Here is an 18851-nt window from a genome sequence, read left to right as displayed (position 1 = left end):
GCCCGTCCTGCCGGCGGACCGGCAACGCCGGCCGGCTCTCGAATCCGCCGCGATCGCCGGACCGAGCAGCTCCGGCAGGGGCATGCCGTCACGGTAGGCCGCGCGGTCGGCACGGGCACCGGGCCGCCCACGAGAGCGGGCCAGGACCGTCGCAACGCACCACGCGCCCCTCCGGCAAAGAGACCACCGACCGCCCCGCCGGCCCCACCACCCGTCGCCGCCCCGAGCGGAAACGCCGTCGAAGGAGTGACGTTGAGTGAGGGGAGCGTCGCGATCCGGTTATCAATGAGTCACGACCCGCCCATGGGATCTCGACCCGTCCGATGGATCTCGACCCGCCCATGGGGTCACGGCCCGTCCATGAGGCCGCGATCCCCCCATGAAGCCCCGACCAGGAGGTCTGCCATGCCCGTGCTTCCCCCCAAGCCGCTCGCCTCACTCGGCACCGTCACCGGCGCCGCCCTGCTGCTGCTCGCCGCGCCCGCCGCGGTCGGCGCCGCCGAACCCGCCGAGTCCGTCACCGTCGCCCCGGTCGGCACGATCGCCGAGGACGGCACCGTGACCCTCTCCGGCACCTACCGCTGCACCGCCGGGCTCGCCCCGGTCCTCGTCTCGGCCTCCGTCCGCCAGACGTCCGACGGCCCGCGCCACGGCGTCGGCGGCAGCCTGGCCGACTGCGACGGCCGCGAGCACGCCTGGCACAACAGCGCCCGGCTCCCGGACGGCACCGTCGAGCCCGGCGCCGCGCAGGTCGAGGCGACGGTGATGGAACTGCGCCCGCAGGCCGGGCTGCCGCTCCCGCACTTCCACGCCGCGCGCAAGCAGAACGTGACGCTGACCGCCGCCACGGACTGAGCCGCACCACAGCAGCCCGCCCGCGCGTCCGGCCGGGCTCCGCGCCCCCGTCCGGGGGCCGGTGACACCCGCCACGCGCGGGTGTCACCGCGTGCCCGCGGCGATCACCGCGCAGACTTGTCCCCATGCCGACCACAGCGCGCCGCCGAAACTGCCCCGAGTGCCGTCGTGACATCGCCGTCGTCGCAGGCCGCTTCGCCCGCCACGACCCACCCGGCGCACGCGACGCGGGCGAACTCGTCTCCTGCCCCGGCTCCCGCCGTCAGGCCCAGCTGGGGGCCGTGCAGGACGCCCTCGACGGGTACGTCGTCCCGCACGTGCCCGGGCAGATGCCGCTGTTCTGACGCGGACGACGCGGACGCGGACCGGACGCGCGACAGTGCGGCGATGCGATGCCCCGACGACCTGACGGCCCGACGACCTGACGGCGCGACGACCTGACGACCCGACAGCGGTACGGGGATCAGTTCCCGGCGACCGACTTGACCGCCACCGCGACCGGCGCCGACCCGGAGACCAGTTCCAGGGTCAGCCCGGCGGTGGCCGGCGTGTCCACCAGCTCGGCCAGCACCGCGGCGACGTCGTCCCGCGGCACGGACCCGCGCCCGGTCGACGCCTCCAGACGGACCATGCCCTTGCCCGCGTCGTTCGTCAGCGACCCGGGCCGCAGGATCGTCCAGTCCAGGGCGGTGCGGCGGCGGACGTCGTCGTCGGCCGCGCCCTTGGCCCGCAGGTACACGTCGAAGATGTCGTCGCCCTGGTGCGCCGCGTCGGCGCCCATCGACGACACGACGACGTACCGGCGCACCCCGGCCCGCTCCGCCGCGTCCGCGAACAGCACGGCCGCGTCGCGGTCCACGGTGTCCTTGCGGTCCACCGTGCTGCCCGGACCCGCGCCGGCGGCGAAGACGGCCGCGTCGGCACCCCGCAGGTGCTCCGCGACCTCCTCCACGGACGCCGACTCCAGGTCGCACAGCAGGGGTTCCGCACCGGCCGACCGCAGATCGTCGCCCTGCTCGGCCTTGCGGATGATGCCCGCGACCTCGTTGCCGCGCGCGGCGAGCAGACGCTCCAGCCGCAGCGCGATCTGACCATGACCACCAGCGATGACAATGCGCATGATGCCGACCGTACGCCGAGCCGGCACGGTTGACCGGGCAACCATTCCGGCGCGCCTTCCCGGCACGCGCGCGTGGAAGGCCGCACGCAGGCCCGCCCCGGGCCAAGGAGCCGCCCCGCGCGCGTAGTTGCCGATCCGGTGGAGCCGAACCCTGGGGCCGGCCCGTTCCCGCCTACGCCGGCCCGTTCCCGCCGCCGTGCTTGGCCGCCCGGCCCTGGCGCGGCAGATCCAGCGCGACCGCGGCCGCCGAGTCGCAGTACTCCCGCACCGCACTCGTCCGGGCCACCACCCGGCCCCGGTGCACGACGATCCGGCTGTATGCCAGCGACAGCGCCCCCGAGAGCCGGTCGCCCCGCACGGCGAGCAGTTCGGCGGGGAAGCCGGCCTCCACCCGCACCTCCGGCAGCCCGAGCGCCGCCCGTGCCGCCGAACTCACCGTGTCGTACGCGTCCTCGGGGCGCAGCCCGTACCGGGACGCCAGCAGGTAGGCGGCCTCCAGCGGATCGCCCCGGCCCACCGGGTTCGACACGTCCCGCATCGCCCCGCTGCCCGCGGCCACCCGCACCCCGGCCGCCCGCAGCAGCCGTACGGGCGCGACGCCCCGCCCGTCGACCCCGGCGCAGCCGCCCTGGGGGAGGCAGGCGACGGTCACCCCGGCCGCCGCGAGGCCGTCGACGGCCCGCCGCACGGCCTCCGCGGGCATCCTCGCCAGACCGCCGAGCGGACCCACGACGACACCCGTGCGCAGCCCGCCCGCGGCCGCCGCGAGCCGGCCGAGCCGCGCCGGGTCGGCGCCGTCCGTGTGCAGGTCGACCGGGCTGCCGTGCTCGGCGGCGACCTCCAGGACCGCCTCCACGTAGCCGGTCGGATCGGGGTCGAGGTCGGGGCAGCCGCCCACCACGGAGGCGCCCATCTTCAGCGCGTCGCGCAGCATCGCGAGCCCGTTCGCCCCGGCGACCCCCGTCAGCAGCCGCGGCATCGCCACGGACCGCAGGTCCGCGAGGCCCACCAGCGAACGGCGCGCCTGGAGGACCGCCTCCAGCGATCCGAGGCCCTCCATCTCGCCCACCCGCACGTGGGAGCGGACGGCGGTCGCGCCGTGCCCCAGCTGGAGCAGGGTCGCCTCGGTGGCGCGGCGCTGGACGTCCTCGGCGTCGTAGGACACCGGTCCGCCGTCGTCCGCCGACAGGGCCGTGTCGCCGTGCGCGTGCGGCTCGGCGGGCGCGGGCAGCAGCAGATAGCCGCTCAGGTCCACGCGCGAGCCGTGCGCGGTGAGACTGCCCGCCGTGCCGACCGCCTCGATGCGCCCGCCGCCCAGCCGCACGTCCACGGTCCTGCCGTCGGTGAGCCGGGCGCCGCACAGCAACAGGCCGGAGCTGTCGGGCACGTCGTCGGGTGAGCCGGGTGAGCCGGGCGCGGGGGGCTGCTGCGGAGGACTGTCGGGCATCGCGCTCCAGGGGCTCGGGAACCGGGTCCCACGAGCAAGATCACGCGGGACAGGGCGAGCCTAGGGCGGCGACGGGCGCGCTTCGCGGAGCGCCGCAATAGTCGTACTGATGGGGTCTCAGGTGGCGTCTCGGGTGGGGTCTCAGGGGCCCCTGGGCCGGTCGGGACAAGGGCTCGCCGTTCCCGACGGCGGGACCCGCGAAACGGATTTGGGCGATCGGCGGGCAACCGTGTAATGTCTTCATCGCTCGCCCCAATAGCTCAGTCGGTAGAGCGTCTCCATGGTAAGGAGAAGGTCTGCGGTTCGATTCCGCATTGGGGCTCTGGTACACACACCGCTCGCGGTGCGCGTATCAAAGCGGTGTAGCTCAGTCGGTAGAGCAAGCGGCTCATAATCGCTGTGTCACCGGTTCAAGTCCGGTCACCGCTACTGAAAGTAGCCGATTGTGGGGTCGGTCCTTCGATCGGCTACTCTTTTATGCGTTAAACCATGTCCCATCCGTTCGTCAAGGAGCACTCACGTGGCTGCCACCGACGTCCGCCCGAAGATCACGCTGGCCTGCGTGGAGTGCAAGGAGCGGAACTACATCACCAAGAAGAACCGGCGTAACAACCCGGACCGTCTTGAGATGAAGAAGCACTGCCCGCGTTGCAATGCGCACACCGCGCACCGCGAAACGCGATAAATCAGGCTCGTACACGAGGCCGTCCCCGTCAGGGGGCGGCCTCGTGTCGTTGCATCGGCCGATGCCCCGCAACCACCCCGTTTCCCCCGTAACCCCGGGCCCTGTCTTCGCAGGTCCGGGCAGACACAGGAGGTGCCGCGTCCATGGCGCTCGACCAGTCCTACGTGGGGCGGAGCTACCCGCCCAGCGCCCCGTACGAGGTCGGCCGGGAGAAGATCCGCGAGTTCGCCGAGGCCGTGGGGGACACCCATCCCGCCTACGTCGACCGTGAGGCGGCCCTGGCGCTCGGCCATCCCGACGTGATCGCCCCGCCGACCTTTGTGTTCGCCATCACGTTCAAGGCCGCGGGCGCGGTCGTCCACGACCCTGAGCTGGGCCTTGACTACAGCCGGGTGGTGCACGGTGACCAGAAGTTCGCGTACACGCGTCCGGTGCACGCCGGAGACCTACTCTCCGTGACATCCACCATCGAGGCGATCAAGTCCCTCGCGGGCAACGACATCATCGACGTGCGCGGCGAGGTCCACGACGAGAAGGGCGAGCACGTCGTGACCGCCTGGACCAAGCTCGTCTCGCGCGCCGCCGCCACCGGGGAAGGGGCCTGATCGCCATGGCGACGACCATCACGTACGACGAGGTCGAGGTCGGCACCGAGCTGCCCGCCCGGACGTTCCCGGTGACGCGCGCCACGCTCGTCCAGTACGCGGGCGCCTCGGGCGACTTCAACCCGATCCACTGGAACGAGAAGTTCGCGGTCGAGGTCGGCCTGCCGGACGTCATCGCGCACGGCATGTTCACCATGGCCGAGGCGATCCGCGTCGTCACCGACTGGGCCGGCGACCCGGCCGCCGTCGTCGAGTACGGCGTGCGCTTCACCAAGCCGGTCGTCGTCCCGAACGACGACAAGGGCGCCGAGATCGAGGTCAGCGCCAAGGTCGCGGCCAAGCTCGACGACCGCCGCGTCCGCGTCGACCTGATCGCCATGAGCGCGGGGCAGAAGGTGCTCGGAATGTCGCGGGCGGTCGTCCAGCTGGTCTGATCGCACGCCCTTCGCGGGCGCCGGCGCCCAGAGGCGCAGGTCCTCGCGGGGCAGGTCCTCGCGCGGGCAGGTCCTCGCGCGGGCAGGTCCTCGCGGGGCAAGCCCTCGCGCGGGCAGACAGGTAAGGGGCATCCTCCATGGGGGAGTGCCCCTTACGCGTTTCCCGCGCGGGGCGCAGGGGTTGACTCGGGTAGTGATTGGCCACTAACTTCGTCGCATGGTCAGGATGAGTGCGCAGGAGCGACGCGAGAGCGTCGTTCGCGCGGCGATCACCGAATTCGCCCGGGGTGGGTACAACGGCACCTCGACCGAGGCGATCGCCAAGCGGGTGGGCGTCTCGCAGCCCTACCTCTTCCGCCTCTTCCCCGGCAAGCAGGCCATCTTCCTGGCCGCGACCCGGCGGTGTTGCGAGAACATCACCGAGGTGTTCCGCAAGACCGCCGAAGGGGTCGCGCCCGAGAAGATCAAGGAGGCCATGGGGGACGCGTACCTGTCCCTCATCGCCGACGACCCGGACATGCTGCTGATGCAGATGCAGATCTACGTGGCCGTGGCCGCCGCGGAAGCCTCCGGCGACGTGGAGTTCGGCGAGGAAGCACGCCGCCTGTGGGCGGAGATGTACGACACCGTCCTGCTGGCCATGGGGGCGGACGTCGAGGGAGCGGCGAACTTCCTCGCGCACGGCATGCTGATCAACGTCCTGGTGTCGATGGGCTTTCCGCCCGAGCACCGGGTGTGGACCGGCTGCGGAGCACCGTCCTAGGCGGAAATCGTCCTAGGCGCCCTGGGTGAGAACCGTCCTCAGTGATCCGGGAGGGCGGGGCGATCCGTGCGGGCGGTCGCGTTTTCTTGGCAAAAAAGTTAGTAATCAATAACTAACCGACGGCAGAAACACTGGGGGAAGCGATGTCACAGCAAGCCGGAACCACCCGGGGCGGGGGAGCCGTCTGGGCCCTCGTCATCACCAGCGTCGCCGGATTCATGGCGGCCCTCGACAACCTCGTCGTCACCACGGCCCTGCCGTCCATCCGGCAGGACCTCGGCGGGGCCCTCGACGACCTGGAATGGACGGTCAGCGCCTACACGCTCACCTTCGCCGTGCTGCTGATGTTCGGCGCGGCGCTCGGTGACCGGTTCGGCCGCCGCCGGCTCTTCCTGGTCGGCATCACCGTCTTCACCGCGGCCTCCGCCGCCGCCGCGATGTCCACCGGCATCGAGGCGCTGATCGCCGCCCGCGCGGTGCAGGGCGTCGGCGGCGCGATCATGATGCCGCTCACCCTGACCCTGCTCAGCGCGGCCGTCCCGGCCGCCAAGCGCGGCATGGCGTTCGGCGTCTGGGGCGCGGCGAACGGGCTCGCGGTCGCCTCGGGACCGCTCATCGGCGGCACTCTCACCGAACACGTGTCCTGGCACTGGATCTTCTGGCTGAACGTCCCGGTCGGCCTCGCGCTGCTGCCCCTCGCCCGGCTGCGCCTCAAGGAGTCGCACGGCACCGGCGCCCCCCTCGACCTCACCGGCACCCTGCTCGCCAGCGGCGGCCTGTTCGGCATCGTCTACGGGCTGGTCCGCGCGCCCATCGTCGGCTGGAGCGACAGCGTCGTCCTGACCGGGCTGTTCGCCGGCACCGCCCTCCTCGTCGGCTTCGTCCTCCACGGCATCCGCGCCGAGAACCCCATGCTCCCCATGCGGCTCTTCCGCTCCCGCGCCTTCGCGGGGATCAACGCCGCGAGCCTGCTGATGTTCCTCGGCATGTTCGGCTCGATCTTCCTGCTCAGCCAGTTCCTCCAGGGCGTCCTCGGCTACTCGCCCACCGAGGCGGGGCTGCGGATGCTGCCCTGGACCGGCATGCCGATGCTGGTCGCGCCGATCGCCGGATACCTCTCCGACCGGATCAGCGGCCGCACCATCGCCGCCACCGGCCTGTTCCTCCAGGCGCTCGGGCTCGGCTGGTTCGCCACCGTGATCTCCGCCGACGTCTCGTACGCGGCCCAGCTGCCTGCGCTGATCGTCAGCGGCGTCGGCATGGCCCTGTACTTCGCCCCGGCCTCCAACCTGGTCATGGCCAGCGTCCGCCCCGAGGAGCAGGGCATCGCCTCCGGCTCCAACAACGCGCTGCGCGAGGTCGGCGGCGCCCTCGGCATCGCGATCATGGCGTCGATCTTCTCGGCGCAGGGCGGCTACGACTCCGCGCGGAGCTTCGTGGACGGCATCCGGCCCGCCCTGTGGGTGGGCGCCGCCCTGGTCGCCGTCGCGGGCCTCGCCGCCCTCGCCATCCCCGGCGCGCGACGCGCGGCGGACGGGACGCCCGGGCCGGCGCAGGACGCCCGCCCGGTCCTGGAGAACGCCTGACCGCAGCCTCCGTACGGAGCCCGGCCGCACCCGCGCCCGGGCTTCGTACGCCGAAGCGCGCACGCCACGCCGACCCTGCCCCGGCCCACCCCGCGGCCGGGGCCCCGACGGACTCCGCGGCGTCCGCGCCGCCGGCCCGCCCCCACCGGGAGGACGCCCCGCGGCGCTCCCGGTGGGACCCGGCACGAGAACGGCCCCGTCCGGACGGCGGGGCCGTTCTCGTACTCTGGAGCGCGTGCAGGAACTCCACGAAGCCCCCCTCGCCCCCCTGACCACCTTCCGGCTCGGCGGGCCCGCCACCCGGCTGCTCACCGCGACCACCGACGCCGAGGTGATCGACGCGGTGCGCGAGGCCGACGCCACCGGCACCCCGCTGCTGATCATCGGCGGCGGCAGCAACCTCGTCATCGGCGACGCGGGCTTCTCCGGCACCGCCCTGCGGATCGCCACCCGGGGCTTCGCCCTCGACGGCACCACGCTGGAGCTGGCCGCAGGCGAGGTGTGGACCGACGCCGTGGCCCGCACCGTGGAAGCCGGTCTCGCGGGCATCGAGTGCCTCGCCGGGATCCCGGGCTCCGCGGGCGCGACACCGATCCAGAACGTCGGCGCGTACGGCCAGGAGGTCTCCACCACGATCACCGAGGTCGTCGCCTACGACCGCAAGAAGGGCGAGACGGTCACCGTCCCGAACGCCGACTGCGCCTTCTCGTACCGGCACAGCCGCTTCAAGGCCGAACCCGACCGCTATGTGGTGCTGCGCGTGCGGTTCGAGCTGGAGGACGCGGGCGGCCTGAGCGCGCCCCTCAAGTACCCCGAGACCGCGCGCGCCCTCGGGGTGGAGGCCGGCGACCGGGTGCCCGCCGCGACCGCGCGCGAGACCGTCCTGAAGCTGCGCGCGGGCAAGGGCATGGTGCTCGACCCCGAGGACCACGACACCTGGTCGGCCGGGTCGTTCTTCACCAACCCGCTCCTCACGGACGAGGAGTTCGCGGCCTTCCACGCGCGCGTGGCCGAACGCCTCGGCCCCGACGCCGCGGCGCCCGCCTTCCCCGCCGGGGACGGCCTGACGAAGACCTCCGCGGCCTGGCTCATCGACAGGGCGGGCTTCACCAAGGGCTACGGCAGCGGCCCGGCCCGCATCTCCACCAAGCACACCCTCGCGCTCACCAACCGCGGCGGGGCCACCACCGAGGACCTGCTGGCCCTGGCCCGCGAGGTCGTGAGCGGGGTCCGGGACGCCTTCGGCGTGACGCTCGTCAACGAACCGGTGACGGTCGGCGTCCGCCTCTGAACGCCGCCGGACAGGCCTAGTAGGCCACCCCGACCGCCTGCTTGACCGTCGCCGGGTCGTCGACCATCGCCAGCATCGCGTGCGCCACGTCCGCGCGCCCCGCGAAGCGGCCCGCGCGCGGGAAGCCGCCCACGACGGTCCGGTACGCCCCGGTGACCGGCTTGTTCTGGAGCCGGGGCGGGCGCACCGACGTCCAGTCCGTCGCGCTGCGCGCCAGCTCGGCCTCCATGGCCGTCAGGTCCCGGTAGATGTCCTTGAGGAGCGCGCCGACGATCTTCCCGCCGATCCGGTCGGCGAGCGGCGAGTTCTCCGGCATCGGGCCCACCGGCGCCGCGCTGACCACCAGCAGGCGGCGCGTGCCCGCCGCCTCCATGGCCCGCAGCACGGTCCGCGTGAGCGTCGTCGCGATGCCCGCGTCCGAGCGCCGGCGGGCGCCGAGCCCGGAGAGGACCGCGTCCCGGCCGGCGACCGCGGGGCGCAGCGACCCGGCGTCCGACAGGTCGTCGCGGACGACCTCCAGGTGCTCGCCGGTCACGGCGAGGCGGGCCGGATCGCGCACCACCGCCGTCACCTCGTGCCCGGCCGCCAGGGCCTGCCGGACGATCTCGCGGCCGATGCCGCCGGTCGCACCGAGAACAGTGAGCTTCATGGCGTGCCTCCAGGTCCGCGTCCCCCACAGCGAGAACTGTGGTGGGTGAGTACTCACTCACCCCCGCTCACCTTTAGAGTGAGTGAGTACTCACCCACGCGTCAAGGTTGGTTGGAAACCGCATGGACCAGAAACCGGCCCGCGTCCGCATCGTCGAAGCGGCCCACGAACTCATGCTGACCATCGGCCTCGCGCGCACCACCACCAAGGCGATCGCCGGGGCCGCCGGATGCTCCGAGGCGGCGCTCTACAAGTACTTCCCCAACAAGGAGGAGCTGTTCGTGACGGTGCTCAACGAGCGCCTCCCGAAGCTCGGCTCCCTCCTGGACCGGCTGCTCACCGAGGGCGTCGGCGACCCCGGCCGCACGGTCGAGGAGAACCTCACGGACATCGCCCGCGAAGCGGCCCTCTTCTACGAGCAGACCTTCCCGATGGCCGCGTCCCTGTACGCGGAACCCCGGCTCAAGCGCCGCCACGAAGAGGTGATGCGCGAACTCGGCGCGGGCCCGCACCGGCCCATCCAGCGCCTGGACGCCTACCTGCGCGCCGAACAGCGGGCGGGCCGCATCGGCGCGGGCGCCGACACCTACGCGGCCGCGTCCCTCCTCCTGGGCGCCTGCGCGCAGCGCGCCTTCGCCTACGACATGTCACCGGACCGCCGGCCCCCGCAGCCGCTCGACGCGTTCGCCGCACAGATCGCGCACACCCTGCTCACCGGTATCGCATAAAGTCACCCTGTTCCAGGGGAGAGGATCTTCGATGCGGGTGGACGCGGGACGGGCGGGACGCGCCGCCGTGATGGCGGCGCTGATGGTGGCCACGGCGGTACTGGCCACGGGGTGCGGCGGGCCCACACGGGCGGTCGACGAGGACAGCGGCAAGGACAGCGGCAAGGACGGAGCGGCCCGCTACAGCAGCGTCGCCGAACTGCCCGAGCACCTGGCCGACGACGGCACGACGATCCTGGTGGGCGCGCCCGGCGCCGCCACGACGGTCCACGTCTACGAGGACCTGCGCTGCCCCGTCTGCGAGGACTACGAGGAGCGCGGCGGCGGTGAGGCCCTGCGCGATCTCGTCCTCAGCGGCCAGGTCGCGGCCCACTACACGCTGGCCTCGTTCCTGGACGACCGGCTCGGCGGCAGCGGCTCGCTGCGCGCGGCCAACGCCCTGCGCGCCGCCCTGGAGCAGGACCGCTTCATCGAGTTCCACGACGTGCTCTTCGCGCACCAGCCCGAGGAGGCGGTCGACGGCTACACCGATGCCTTCCTGCTGCGCATGGCGTCCAAGGTGAAGGGCCTGCGGGGCGAGCAGTTCGACACCGCGGTGCGCACCATGAAGTACCGCGCCTTCGTGAAGGCGTCGCAGCGCGCGTACGAGCGGGACGGCGCCCCCGGCACCCCGACCTTCGCCGTCAACGACACCGTCGTGCCCGACCGGTTGCGGGGCGGCATGTTCGACGAGGCACAGCTGCCGGTGGTCGTCGCCGTGATGGTGAACGGCATGGCGGCGGCCGGCGGGGCGTGACTCAGCCCGCCAGCCACTCCTCCACGCCGTTCAGGAGCTTCTCCTTGACCTCACCGGGCGCCGCGGAGCCGCGCACCGACTGACGGGCCAGCTCGGCCAGTTCGGTGTCCGTGAAGCCGTGGTGACGGCGCACCAGCTCGTACTGGGCGGCGAGCCGCGAGCCGAACAGGAGCGGGTCGTCGGCGCCCAGCGCCATCGGCACCCCGGCGTCGAAGAGCGTGCGCAGCGGCACGTCGGCGGGCTTCTCGTACACGCCGAGCGCGACGTTCGACGCCGGGCACACCTCGCAGGTCACGCCGGACTCGGCGAGCCGCCGCAGCAGCCGCGGGTCCTCCGCGGCCCGCACGCCGTGCCCGATGCGGTGCGCTTCCAGGTCGTCCAGGCAGTCGCGCACGGACGACGGGCCCGTCAGCTCGCCGCCGTGCGGCGCGGACAGCAGCCCGCCCTCGCGCGCGATGGCGAACGCCCGGTCGAAGTCCCGCGCCATCCCGCGCCGTTCGTCGTTGGAGAGCCCGAAGCCGACGATGCCCCGGTCCGCGTACCGCACCGCGAGCCGCGCCAGCGTCCGGGCGTCCAGCGGGTGCTTCATCCGGTTCGCGGCCACCAGCACGCGCATCCCGAGCCCGGTCTCGCGCGAGGCGCTGTCCACGGCGTCCAGGATGATCTCCAGGGCGGGGATCAGCCCGCCCAGCCGGGGCGCGTACGACGTGGGGTCGACCTGGATCTCCAGCCACCCCGACCCGTCGGCGATGTCCTCCTCGGCGGCCTCGCGCACCAGCCGCTGGATGTCCTCGGGCTCCCGCAGGCAGGACCGCGCCGCGTCGTACAGCCGCTGGAAGCGGAACCAGCCGCGCTCGTCCGTGGCCCGCAGCTTCGGCGGCTCCGCCCCGGTCAGCGCCTCGGGCAGCCGCACCCCGTACTTGTCCGCGAGGTCGAGCAGCGTCGCGGGCCGCATCGACCCGGTGAAATGCAGGTGCAGATGGGCCTTGGGCAACTGGCGTACATCACGTCCTTCACGCTCCATCCCAAGATCCTGCCGCACGCACCGGTCATACCGGTAGCCGCTTCCCCCTTCGAGGGCTCGCCCGAACGAAGAAACGGGCCGCCTCCGTACGGAGGCGGCCCGTTCCACGACGGCGTACGGCTCAGTCCTGGGCCTCGGCCAGCAGCTTCTGCATGCGGGAGACGCCCTCGACGAGATCCTCGTCACCCAGCGCGTACGAAAGACGCAGGTAGCCCGGCGTGCCGAAGGCCTCGCCCGGGACCACGGCGACCTCGGCCTCCTCCAGGATGAGCGCGGCCAGCTCGACCGAGGTCGACGGGCGCTTGCCGCGGATCTCCTTGCCCAGCAGCGCCTTCACCGACGGGTACGCGTAGAAGGCGCCCTCCGGCTCCGGGCAGAGCACGCCGTCGATCTCGTTCAGCATCCGCACGATCGTCTGGCGGCGCCGGTCGAAGGCCTTCTTCATCTCCTGGACGGCGGTCAGGTCGCCGGAGACGGCGGCGAGCGCGGCCGCCTGCGCCACGTTGGACACGTTCGACGTGGCGTGCGACTGGAGGTTCGTCGCGGCCTTCACGACGTCCTTCGGGCCGATGATCCACCCCACGCGCCAGCCGGTCATCGCGTACGTCTTCGCGACCCCGTTGACCACGATGCACTTGTCGCGCAGCTCGGGCAGGATCGCGGGCAGCGAGGTGAACGTCGCGTCCCCGTAGACGAGGTGCTCGTAGATCTCGTCCGTCATGACCCACAGGCCGTGCTCCACGGCCCAGCGGCCGATCGCCTCGGCGTCGGCCTCGCTGTACACGGCGCCCGTCGGGTTCGACGGCGACACGAACAGCACGACCTTCGTGCGCTCGGTGCGCGCGGCCTCCAACTGCTCGACGGAGACGCGGTATCCGGTCGTCTCGTCGGCCACGACCTCCACCGGCACGCCGCCCGCGAGCCGGATCGACTCCGGGTACGTCGTCCAGTACGGGGCCGGGACGATGACCTCGTCGCCCGGGTCGAGGATCGCGGCGAACGCCTCGTAGATGGCCTGCTTGCCGCCGTTGGTCACCAGGATCTGCGAGGCGTCGACCTCGTAGCCGGAGTCGCGCAGCGTCTTGGCGGCGATCGCCGACTTCAGCTCGGGCAGACCCCCGGCCGGCGTGTAGCGGTGGAACTTCGGGTTCTTGCAGGCCTCGATGGCGGCCTCGACCACGTAGTCCGGCGTCGGGAAGTCGGGTTCACCGGCGCCGAAGCCGATCACCGGACGCCCGGCGGCCTTGAGAGCCTTGGCCTTGGCGTCGACCGCGAGGGTCGCGGACTCGGAGATCGAGGCGACACGGGCGGAGACCCGACGCTCGGTAGGGGAGGAACCACCGGCAGAAGAAGAAGGAGTTGCAGCGCTCATAACCCCATCGTTCCAGACCGGAAACCCGCTTGGCACACGGGATTCGAAGACCGGCGGATCAGCCGTTGATCAACTTGCTGCCCCTGTTCGTTCGACGGAGGGCCCCGGAGCACGTACACTCACTGCTCGTTGGCCTTCACCGGCCGCACTTCCCGGCCGCAGTCCTTGCGGTGCGGCGGATGCGGTACGTTGGGGGAAACAAAGGGTCGTAGCTCAATTGGTAGAGCACTGGTCTCCAAAACCAGCGGTTGGGGGTTCAAGTCCCTCCGGCCCTGCTACACACACCTTCGCCAGGATGTGTGCGCATGTACGTACTGCATTGCACCGCCGTGCGGCTCATACCGGGCGCGGCACGGCCACGACCCGGAATCAGGTGAGGACGCGTGACGGACGCCGTGGGCTCCATCGACATGCCTGATGCCGAGGATGAGGCGCCCGAGTCGAAGAAGGCGCGGAAGAAGGGCGGCAAGCGCGGCAAGAAGGGCCCCTTCGGCCGTCTCGCGCTCTTCTACCGCCAGATCATCGCGGAGCTCCGCAAGGTCGTCTGGCCTTCGCGCAACCAGCTCTCGACGTACACGACCGTGGTGATCGTCTTCGTCGTCATCATGATCGGTCTCGTCACCGTGATTGACTATGGGTTCAGCCACCTCGTCAAGTACGTCTTCGGCTGAGCCGAAATGCGGAGGGCGCCTGTGCGGCGCCCCTTTCGCGTGTTCCACCCCCATGTATCCAGGAAGAAGCAGCCACAGTGTCTGACCCGAACCTGAACGAGGCGATCGAGCCGGTCGAGTCCGCTGAGGACGAGCTCGACATCGTCGAGGCGGCGGACGCCGAGGAGCCGGACCAGGCCGAGGCTGCCGACATCGCCGCCGGTGTACCCGCCGAAGAGGCCGCCATCGAGGTCGAGGCCGCCGACGCGGACATCGCCGAGATCGACGCCGAACTCGCCGAGAGCGACACGAGCGACGAGACCGCCGCCGACGCCGATGAGGCCGTCGAGGCCGCCATCGCCGACGAGGCCGAAGAGGCTGAAGAGGCCGAGGCCGCCGCCGAGGAGCCCGAGGAGGAGCAGGAGCCGGTCGATCCGGTGACCGCTCTCCGCGAGGAGCTGCGTGGCCTGCCCGGTGAGTGGTACGTCATCCACACCTACGCGGGCTACGAGAAGCGCGTGAAGGCGAACCTGGAGCAGCGCGCCGTCTCGCTGAACGTCGAGGAGTTCATCTACCAGGCCGAGGTGCCCGAGGAAGAGATCGTCCAGATCAAGAACGGCGAGCGCAAGAACGTCCGGCAGAACAAGCTGCCCGGTTACGTTCTCGTCCGCATGGATCTGACGAACGAGTCCTGGGGCGTCGTCCGCAACACCCCCGGCGTCACCGGCTTCGTGGGCAACGCGTACGACCCGTACCCGCTGACCCTGGACGAGATCGTCAAGATGCTCGCCCCGGAGGCCGAGGAGAAGGCCGCCCGTGAGGCCGCCGAGGCCGAGGGCAAGCCGGCTCCGGCCCGCAAGGTCACCGTCGAGGTCCTGGACTTCGAGGTCGGCGACTCGGTCACCGTCACCGACGGCCCGTTCGCCACGCTCCAGGCCACGATCAACGAGATCAACGCCGACTCGAAGAAGGTCAAGGGCCTCGTCGAGATCTTCGGCCGCGAGACCCCGGTCGAGCTGAGCTTCGACCAGATCCAGAAGAACTAGCAGTCACCGGCACCTTCTGGACACACGCTTCCGAACAGGTCAGACGGGCTCGCAAAAGCCGGTCTGACCTGCTCGGTTTTTAGCCGCGCATGGATACCCGTTATCGTTGTGCGGTATGCCTCCATCCGGATGATCTGGACGATCATCGTTCACGGGTGGCGGCTGAACACTCTCACTAAGACCCGGAGAGAGAGCACATGCCTCCCAAGAAGAAGAAGGTCACGGGGCTCATCAAGCTCCAGATCCAGGCCGGCGCCGCCAACCCGGCCCCGCCGGTCGGCCCCGCGCTGGGCCAGCACGGCGTCAACATCATGGAGTTCTGCAAGGCCTACAACGCCGCGACCGAGTCGCAGCGTGGCTGGGTCATCCCGGTGGAGATCACGGTTTACGAGGACCGCTCGTTCACCTTCATCACCAAGACCCCGCCGGCCGCGAAGATGATCCTCAAGGCCGCCGGCGTCGAGAAGGGCTCGGGCGAGCCCCACAAGACCAAGGTCGCCAAGATCACCGACGCTCAGGTCCGCGAGATCGCCACCACCAAGATGGCCGACCTCAACGCCAACGACCTGGACGCCGCGTCGAAGATCATCGCCGGCACCGCCCGCTCCATGGGCATCACGGTCGAGGGCTGACGAGAACCTCTCGTAGCCCCTCGCAAGCAGAACACCGTGGCAGGGCCTGCTCGGCCCACACCACGACTCCTCAGACACACACAGGAGCAGTAGTGAGCAAGCGCAGCAAGACTCTCCGCGCTGCGGACGCCAAGATCGACCGGGACAAGCTCTACGCCCCGCTCGAGGCCGTCCGTCTCGCCAAGGACACCTCCGCGACGAAGTTCGACGGCACCGTCGAGGTCGCCTTCCGCCTGGGCGTCGACCCGCGCAAGGCCGACCAGATGGTCCGTGGCACCGTGAACCTCCCGCACGGCACCGGCAAGACCGCCCGGGTCCTGGTCTTCGCGACCGGTGACCGTGCTGCGGCCGCGGAGGCCGCCGGCGCCGACATCGTCGGCTCGGACGAGCTCATCGACGAGATCTCCAAGGGCCAGCGCCTGAACGAGTTCGACGCCGTTGTCGCCACGCCGGACCTCATGGGCAAGGTCGGCCGTCTGGGCCGCGTGCTCGGTCCCCGTGGCCTGATGCCGAACCCGAAGACCGGCACCGTGACCCCGGACGTGGCCAAGGCCGTGAACGAGATCAAGGGCGGCAAGATCGAGTTCCGCGTCGACAAGCACTCGAACCTGCACTTCATCATCGGCAAGGTGTCCTTCGACGACACCAAGCTGGTGGAGAACTACGGCGCGGCCCTCGACGAGATCCTTCGTCTGAAGCCGTCCGCCGCCAAGGGTCGCTACATCAAGAAGGCCGCCATCGCCACCACGATGGGCCCCGGCGTTCCCGTCGACCCGAACCGCACCCGGAACCTCCTCACCGAAGAGGACCCGGCTGCTGTCTGAGTCCTCGTGACCCAGTGAAGTCGGCCACGGGCCCCGCACCTCTCCAGGTGCGGGGCCCGTTCCCGTACCCCCGGGATTCGCTTTTCCGGCTCGCCCCGCGGGCGGCTGCGCTAGCGTCACGTGATCGACCCGGGGGGAGCGGATGAGGCACGGACGACTGATGGGCCTGGCCGTGGTGGGCGTCCTGCTCACGGGCTGCGGCGCGGAGCGCGGCGCCGGGGCGGACGAGGCGGCCGACGCGCTGCGCGCCGCCCACCGGGCGGTCACCGCGGCCGGCTCGGCCCGGATCGACGCGACGATGCGCACCGGCGGCGCCCTCTCCTCGCGCTCCACCGGCACCCTCGGCTGGGCCCGCGGCGTCCGGGGCACGGTGGCGGTGCGGATCACGGGCGGCGAACTGGCCGCCTCCACACGGAAGCTGGGCGGCGACCCGTCCCAGACCCGCTTCCTGCCCGACGCCTTCTACACGCGGATGACGGACGCCTTCGCCGCCGGGCAGGGCGGACGGCACTGGATCCGGCGCCCGTACGACACGGCGAGCGACCTCACGCCGGCCGACGCCCTCACGACGCTCGGCGCCGCCGACGACGTGCACCGGGTCGGGCGGGCCACCCTGCGCGGCACCGCGACCACCCACTACCGGGGGACCGCCGGCGGACAGCACCTGGACGTGTGGCTCGACGCCCGCCACCTCCTGGTCCAACGCTCCTACCGCGAGGGTGAGTTCACCGTCACCGTCCGTTACAGCGACTACGGCGCCCGGGCCGCGGCCCGGCGGCCGCCGGCCCGCGACACCCTGGACTCCACCGAGGTGACGGCGGCCGGCTGAGGCGCCGCGGCGGGGCGGTCCCGAGCGGATTTGCCTGACGCGGCCCCGGTCCCGTAGCCTTCCGGAGAAGCCAAAGACCGCTGGTCGTTGCTGTGTTCTCGCAAGAGGGTGCGGTGGCCGAAGGATCCGCTGAAACTGCGGACGACCCGCGCAGGTGATTGAGGAAGCGCTCCCGTCCGGATCCGTCCGCGAAGGTCGAGCCCACGCCCCAAGCGCCTGCGCTGGGGCGTTTTGTTTTGCCGGCCCCTTCTGAGCGGTCCTCATCACCCGGAAGGAGGCCGACGCTCTATGCCGACGCCCGACAAGGCTGCCGCGGTAGCCGAGCTCACGGACAAGTTCCGCAGCTCGAACGCCGCCGTGCTGACCGAGTACCGGGGTCTCACCGTGGCCCAGCTCAAGCAGCTGCGCCGTTCGCTCGGTGAGAACTCCGAGTACGCCGTGGTGAAGAACACGCTGACCAAGATCGCGGCCAACGAGGCCGGGATCGACACGCTGGACGACCTCTTCACGGGTCCGACGGCGGTTGCCTTCGTCACCGGTGACCCGGTGGAGTCGGCGAAGGGTCTTCGTGACTTCGCCAAGGACAACCCCAACCTCGTCATCAAGGGCGGTGTCCTTGACGGCAAGGCGCTGTCCGCCGACGAGATCAAGAAGCTTGCGGACCTCGAGTCCCGCGAGGTTCTGCTCAGCAAGCTGGCCGGTGCGTTCAAGGGCAAGCAGACGCAGACTGCTCAGGTCCTCCAGGCGCTCCCGTCGAAGTTCGTCCGCACCGCGGAGGCGCTTCGGGTCAAGCAGGCCGAGCAGGGCGGTGCCGAGTAACTCGGCTCGCACCTTGACCGCCGCCTGAGGCGACGGTCGAAGCGGGCCGTCAGTACGCCCGCCTACATGGACAACCGGCACCAGCCGATTTAGTGGAAGGATCGCCCATCATGGCGAAGCTCAGCCAGGAAGACCTGCTCGCCCAGTTCGAGGAGATGACCCTCATCGAGCTCTCCGAGTTCGTGAAGGCCTTCGAGGAGAAGTTCGACGTCACCGCCGCCGCGGCCGTCGCCGTCGCCGGCCCCGCGGGCCCGGGCGCCCCGGTCGAGGCCGCCGAGGAGCAGGACGAGTTCGACGTCATCCTCACCGGCGCCGGCGAGAAGAAGATCCAGGTCATCAAGGTCGTGCGTGAGCTGACCTCCCTGGGCCTGAAGGAGGCCAAGGACCTCGTCGACGGCACCCCGAAGCCCGTCCTGGAGAAGGTCACCAAGGAGGCCGCCGAGAAGGCTGCCGAGTCCCTCAAGGGCGCCGGCGCCTCCGTCGAGGTCAAGTAAGACCTCTGCGAGTCCGCTGTGACTCCTCCGCGGTGAAAAAAGCTCCTCCGGGAGCTGTAACACCGAGGTACCGAAGGGCGATCACCCAGTTGGGTGGTCGCCTTTCGGCGTTGTCTGGCACGCAGGCCGAGGGTGCCTTGCACTGTCGGTCGCGCGGAGTATGGTGATCTTCGTTGTGCCTGGCGCCACCCCTGTTCGGTCA

Annotated in this window: 22 protein-coding genes and 3 tRNA genes; 20 read left to right on the top strand and 5 right to left on the bottom strand. The window is 71.4% G+C overall.

Translation table 11 applies throughout. The features are described from left to right. Window positions 1-405 precede the first annotated feature (405 nt). Both ACIP5K_RS03615 and ACIP5K_RS03610 read left to right on the top strand, forming a co-directional pair. A complete protein-coding gene (locus tag ACIP5K_RS03615; RefSeq protein WP_401404499.1) occupies window positions 406-855 on the top strand; it encodes a DUF6299 family protein in 450 nt (149 codons plus the stop codon). Between the two features lie 125 nt (window positions 856-980). Next, window positions 981-1199 carry a hypothetical protein gene (locus ACIP5K_RS03610; protein WP_351458315.1) on the top strand — a complete coding sequence of 73 codons (219 nt, stop codon included), beginning with the start codon at window positions 981-983 and terminating at the stop codon, window positions 1197-1199. A gap of 119 nt (window positions 1200-1318) precedes the next feature. On the opposite strand, the gene ACIP5K_RS03605 is transcribed toward ACIP5K_RS03610, so the two are convergent. After that, the gene (locus ACIP5K_RS03605) at window positions 1319-1975 is read right to left on the bottom strand and encodes an SDR family oxidoreductase (protein WP_401404497.1); all 657 of its coding nucleotides are present in this window, start codon (window positions 1973-1975) and stop codon (window positions 1319-1321) included. Window positions 1976-2147: 172 nt separating this feature from the next. Continuing rightward, a complete protein-coding gene (locus ACIP5K_RS03600) occupies window positions 2148-3422 on the bottom strand; it encodes an amidohydrolase family protein (protein ID WP_401404495.1) in 1275 nt (424 codons plus the stop codon). Between the two features lie 249 nt (window positions 3423-3671). Here ACIP5K_RS03600 and ACIP5K_RS03595 point away from each other — a divergent pair. From ACIP5K_RS03595 to ACIP5K_RS03560, 8 genes are all read left to right on the top strand, one after another. Beyond that, window positions 3672-3744, top strand: a tRNA-Thr gene (locus ACIP5K_RS03595). Window positions 3745-3778: 34 nt separating this feature from the next. Next, window positions 3779-3851, top strand: a tRNA-Met gene (locus tag ACIP5K_RS03590). Between the two features lie 91 nt (window positions 3852-3942). Further along, window positions 3943-4107 (top strand): 50S ribosomal protein L33, encoded by a 165-nt coding sequence (gene rpmG / locus ACIP5K_RS03585; RefSeq protein ID WP_003948671.1) that lies wholly within the window; start codon window positions 3943-3945, stop codon window positions 4105-4107. A 143-nt stretch (window positions 4108-4250) separates the two neighbouring features. Beyond that, on the top strand, window positions 4251-4712 hold the full coding sequence (locus ACIP5K_RS03580; RefSeq protein ID WP_401404493.1) for a MaoC family dehydratase N-terminal domain-containing protein: 462 nt from the start codon (window positions 4251-4253) through the stop codon (window positions 4710-4712). A 5-nt stretch (window positions 4713-4717) separates the two neighbouring features. Next, complete coding sequence (locus ACIP5K_RS03575; RefSeq protein ID WP_401404491.1) at window positions 4718-5146, top strand: MaoC family dehydratase; 429 nt, start codon at window positions 4718-4720, stop codon at window positions 5144-5146. Between the two features lie 217 nt (window positions 5147-5363). Continuing rightward, the gene (locus tag ACIP5K_RS03570) at window positions 5364-5909 is read left to right on the top strand and encodes a TetR/AcrR family transcriptional regulator (protein ID WP_401404489.1); all 546 of its coding nucleotides are present in this window, start codon (window positions 5364-5366) and stop codon (window positions 5907-5909) included. 143 nt (window positions 5910-6052) lie between these two features. After that, window positions 6053-7495 (top strand): DHA2 family efflux MFS transporter permease subunit, encoded by a 1443-nt coding sequence (locus tag ACIP5K_RS03565; protein ID WP_401404487.1) that lies wholly within the window; start codon window positions 6053-6055, stop codon window positions 7493-7495. A gap of 235 nt (window positions 7496-7730) precedes the next feature. Then, entirely contained in the window at window positions 7731-8786 is a 1056-nt protein-coding gene (locus ACIP5K_RS03560; RefSeq protein ID WP_401404485.1) for a UDP-N-acetylmuramate dehydrogenase, read from the top strand. 16 nt (window positions 8787-8802) lie between these two features. On the opposite strand, the gene ACIP5K_RS03555 is transcribed toward ACIP5K_RS03560, so the two are convergent. Further along, window positions 8803-9435 (bottom strand): NAD(P)-dependent oxidoreductase, encoded by a 633-nt coding sequence (locus ACIP5K_RS03555; protein WP_401404484.1) that lies wholly within the window; start codon window positions 9433-9435, stop codon window positions 8803-8805. A gap of 122 nt (window positions 9436-9557) precedes the next feature. Here ACIP5K_RS03555 and ACIP5K_RS03550 point away from each other — a divergent pair, with 122 nt between their 5' ends. Both ACIP5K_RS03550 and ACIP5K_RS03545 read left to right on the top strand, forming a co-directional pair. Then, window positions 9558-10163 carry a TetR/AcrR family transcriptional regulator gene (locus ACIP5K_RS03550; protein ID WP_401404483.1) on the top strand — a complete coding sequence of 202 codons (606 nt, stop codon included), beginning with the start codon at window positions 9558-9560 and terminating at the stop codon, window positions 10161-10163. 31 nt (window positions 10164-10194) lie between these two features. Continuing rightward, window positions 10195-10959: a DsbA family protein gene (locus ACIP5K_RS03545; RefSeq protein WP_401404481.1), complete on the top strand. Its 765-nt coding sequence runs from the start codon at window positions 10195-10197 to the stop codon at window positions 10957-10959. Between the two features lies 1 nt (window position 10960). On the opposite strand, the gene ACIP5K_RS03540 is transcribed toward ACIP5K_RS03545, so the two are convergent. Further along, the gene (locus ACIP5K_RS03540) at window positions 10961-11983 is read right to left on the bottom strand and encodes an adenosine deaminase (RefSeq protein WP_401404479.1); all 1023 of its coding nucleotides are present in this window, start codon (window positions 11981-11983) and stop codon (window positions 10961-10963) included. Window positions 11984-12104: 121 nt separating this feature from the next. Then, window positions 12105-13355 (bottom strand): pyridoxal phosphate-dependent aminotransferase, encoded by a 1251-nt coding sequence (locus ACIP5K_RS03535; RefSeq protein WP_401404477.1) that lies wholly within the window; start codon window positions 13353-13355, stop codon window positions 12105-12107. Between the two features lie 202 nt (window positions 13356-13557). Here ACIP5K_RS03535 and ACIP5K_RS03530 point away from each other — a divergent pair. The 8 genes from ACIP5K_RS03530 (at window position 13558) to rplL (ending at window position 18649) form a co-directional block, all read left to right on the top strand. Next, a tRNA-Trp gene (locus ACIP5K_RS03530) sits at window positions 13558-13630 on the top strand. A 108-nt stretch (window positions 13631-13738) separates the two neighbouring features. Beyond that, window positions 13739-14026 carry a preprotein translocase subunit SecE gene (secE, locus tag ACIP5K_RS03525; RefSeq protein WP_401404475.1) on the top strand — a complete coding sequence of 96 codons (288 nt, stop codon included), beginning with the start codon at window positions 13739-13741 and terminating at the stop codon, window positions 14024-14026. Between the two features lie 77 nt (window positions 14027-14103). Beyond that, the gene (gene nusG / locus ACIP5K_RS03520; protein WP_401404474.1) at window positions 14104-15051 is read left to right on the top strand and encodes a transcription termination/antitermination protein NusG; all 948 of its coding nucleotides are present in this window, start codon (window positions 14104-14106) and stop codon (window positions 15049-15051) included. A 197-nt stretch (window positions 15052-15248) separates the two neighbouring features. Then, entirely contained in the window at window positions 15249-15683 is a 435-nt protein-coding gene (gene rplK, locus ACIP5K_RS03515) for a 50S ribosomal protein L11 (RefSeq protein WP_111663830.1), read from the top strand. Window positions 15684-15775: 92 nt separating this feature from the next. Further along, window positions 15776-16507, top strand: a complete 732-nt coding sequence (gene rplA / locus ACIP5K_RS03510) for a 50S ribosomal protein L1 (RefSeq protein ID WP_401404472.1) — start codon at window positions 15776-15778, stop codon at window positions 16505-16507. A gap of 142 nt (window positions 16508-16649) precedes the next feature. Next, window positions 16650-17336, top strand: a complete 687-nt coding sequence (locus ACIP5K_RS03505) for a hypothetical protein (protein WP_401404470.1) — start codon at window positions 16650-16652, stop codon at window positions 17334-17336. A gap of 288 nt (window positions 17337-17624) precedes the next feature. Next, complete coding sequence (gene rplJ / locus ACIP5K_RS03500; RefSeq protein ID WP_401404468.1) at window positions 17625-18155, top strand: 50S ribosomal protein L10; 531 nt, start codon at window positions 17625-17627, stop codon at window positions 18153-18155. Window positions 18156-18265: 110 nt separating this feature from the next. Further along, window positions 18266-18649, top strand: coding sequence for a 50S ribosomal protein L7/L12 (rplL, locus tag ACIP5K_RS03495; RefSeq protein ID WP_401404466.1), 384 nt, complete (start codon window positions 18266-18268; stop codon window positions 18647-18649). Window positions 18650-18851: the final 202 nt, after the last annotated feature.

Origin of the sequence: Streptomyces sp. NPDC088785 (assembly GCF_044750685.1) — a bacterium.
Lineage (GTDB): Bacteria > Actinomycetota > Actinomycetes > Streptomycetales > Streptomycetaceae > Streptomyces.
Note: the sequence above shows the minus strand (reverse complement) of the source record. Positions and strands in the feature narration are given on the sequence as shown.

Excerpts from the sequence above, each read along its gene's own strand:
- ACIP5K_RS03565 (WP_401404487.1), top strand. The coding sequence starts at position 6,053 with ATGTCACAGCAAGCCGGAACCACCCGGGGCGGGGGAGCCGTCTGGGCC.
- rplL (WP_401404466.1), top strand. The coding sequence starts at position 18,266 with ATGGCGAAGCTCAGCCAGGAAGACCTGCTCGCCCAGTTCGAGGAGATG.
- ACIP5K_RS03575 (WP_401404491.1), top strand. The coding sequence starts at position 4,718 with ATGGCGACGACCATCACGTACGACGAGGTCGAGGTCGGCACCGAGCTG.
- ACIP5K_RS03570 (WP_401404489.1), top strand. The coding sequence starts at position 5,364 with ATGGTCAGGATGAGTGCGCAGGAGCGACGCGAGAGCGTCGTTCGCGCG.
- ACIP5K_RS03580 (WP_401404493.1), top strand. The coding sequence starts at position 4,251 with ATGGCGCTCGACCAGTCCTACGTGGGGCGGAGCTACCCGCCCAGCGCC.
- ACIP5K_RS03605 (WP_401404497.1), bottom strand. The coding sequence starts at position 1,975 with ATGCGCATTGTCATCGCTGGTGGTCATGGTCAGATCGCGCTGCGGCTG.
- ACIP5K_RS03545 (WP_401404481.1), top strand. The coding sequence starts at position 10,195 with ATGCGGGTGGACGCGGGACGGGCGGGACGCGCCGCCGTGATGGCGGCG.
- ACIP5K_RS03555 (WP_401404484.1), bottom strand. The coding sequence starts at position 9,435 with ATGAAGCTCACTGTTCTCGGTGCGACCGGCGGCATCGGCCGCGAGATC.
- ACIP5K_RS03505 (WP_401404470.1), top strand. The coding sequence starts at position 16,650 with ATGAGGCACGGACGACTGATGGGCCTGGCCGTGGTGGGCGTCCTGCTC.
- ACIP5K_RS03540 (WP_401404479.1), bottom strand. The coding sequence starts at position 11,983 with ATGGAGCGTGAAGGACGTGATGTACGCCAGTTGCCCAAGGCCCATCTG.
- ACIP5K_RS03610 (WP_351458315.1), top strand. The coding sequence starts at position 981 with ATGCCGACCACAGCGCGCCGCCGAAACTGCCCCGAGTGCCGTCGTGAC.
- ACIP5K_RS03600 (WP_401404495.1), bottom strand. The coding sequence starts at position 3,422 with ATGCCCGACAGTCCTCCGCAGCAGCCCCCCGCGCCCGGCTCACCCGGC.
- ACIP5K_RS03550 (WP_401404483.1), top strand. The coding sequence starts at position 9,558 with ATGGACCAGAAACCGGCCCGCGTCCGCATCGTCGAAGCGGCCCACGAA.
- ACIP5K_RS03535 (WP_401404477.1), bottom strand. The coding sequence starts at position 13,355 with ATGAGCGCTGCAACTCCTTCTTCTTCTGCCGGTGGTTCCTCCCCTACC.
- ACIP5K_RS03615 (WP_401404499.1), top strand. The coding sequence starts at position 406 with ATGCCCGTGCTTCCCCCCAAGCCGCTCGCCTCACTCGGCACCGTCACC.
- rplJ (WP_401404468.1), top strand. The coding sequence starts at position 17,625 with ATGCCGACGCCCGACAAGGCTGCCGCGGTAGCCGAGCTCACGGACAAG.
- rplK (WP_111663830.1), top strand. The coding sequence starts at position 15,249 with ATGCCTCCCAAGAAGAAGAAGGTCACGGGGCTCATCAAGCTCCAGATC.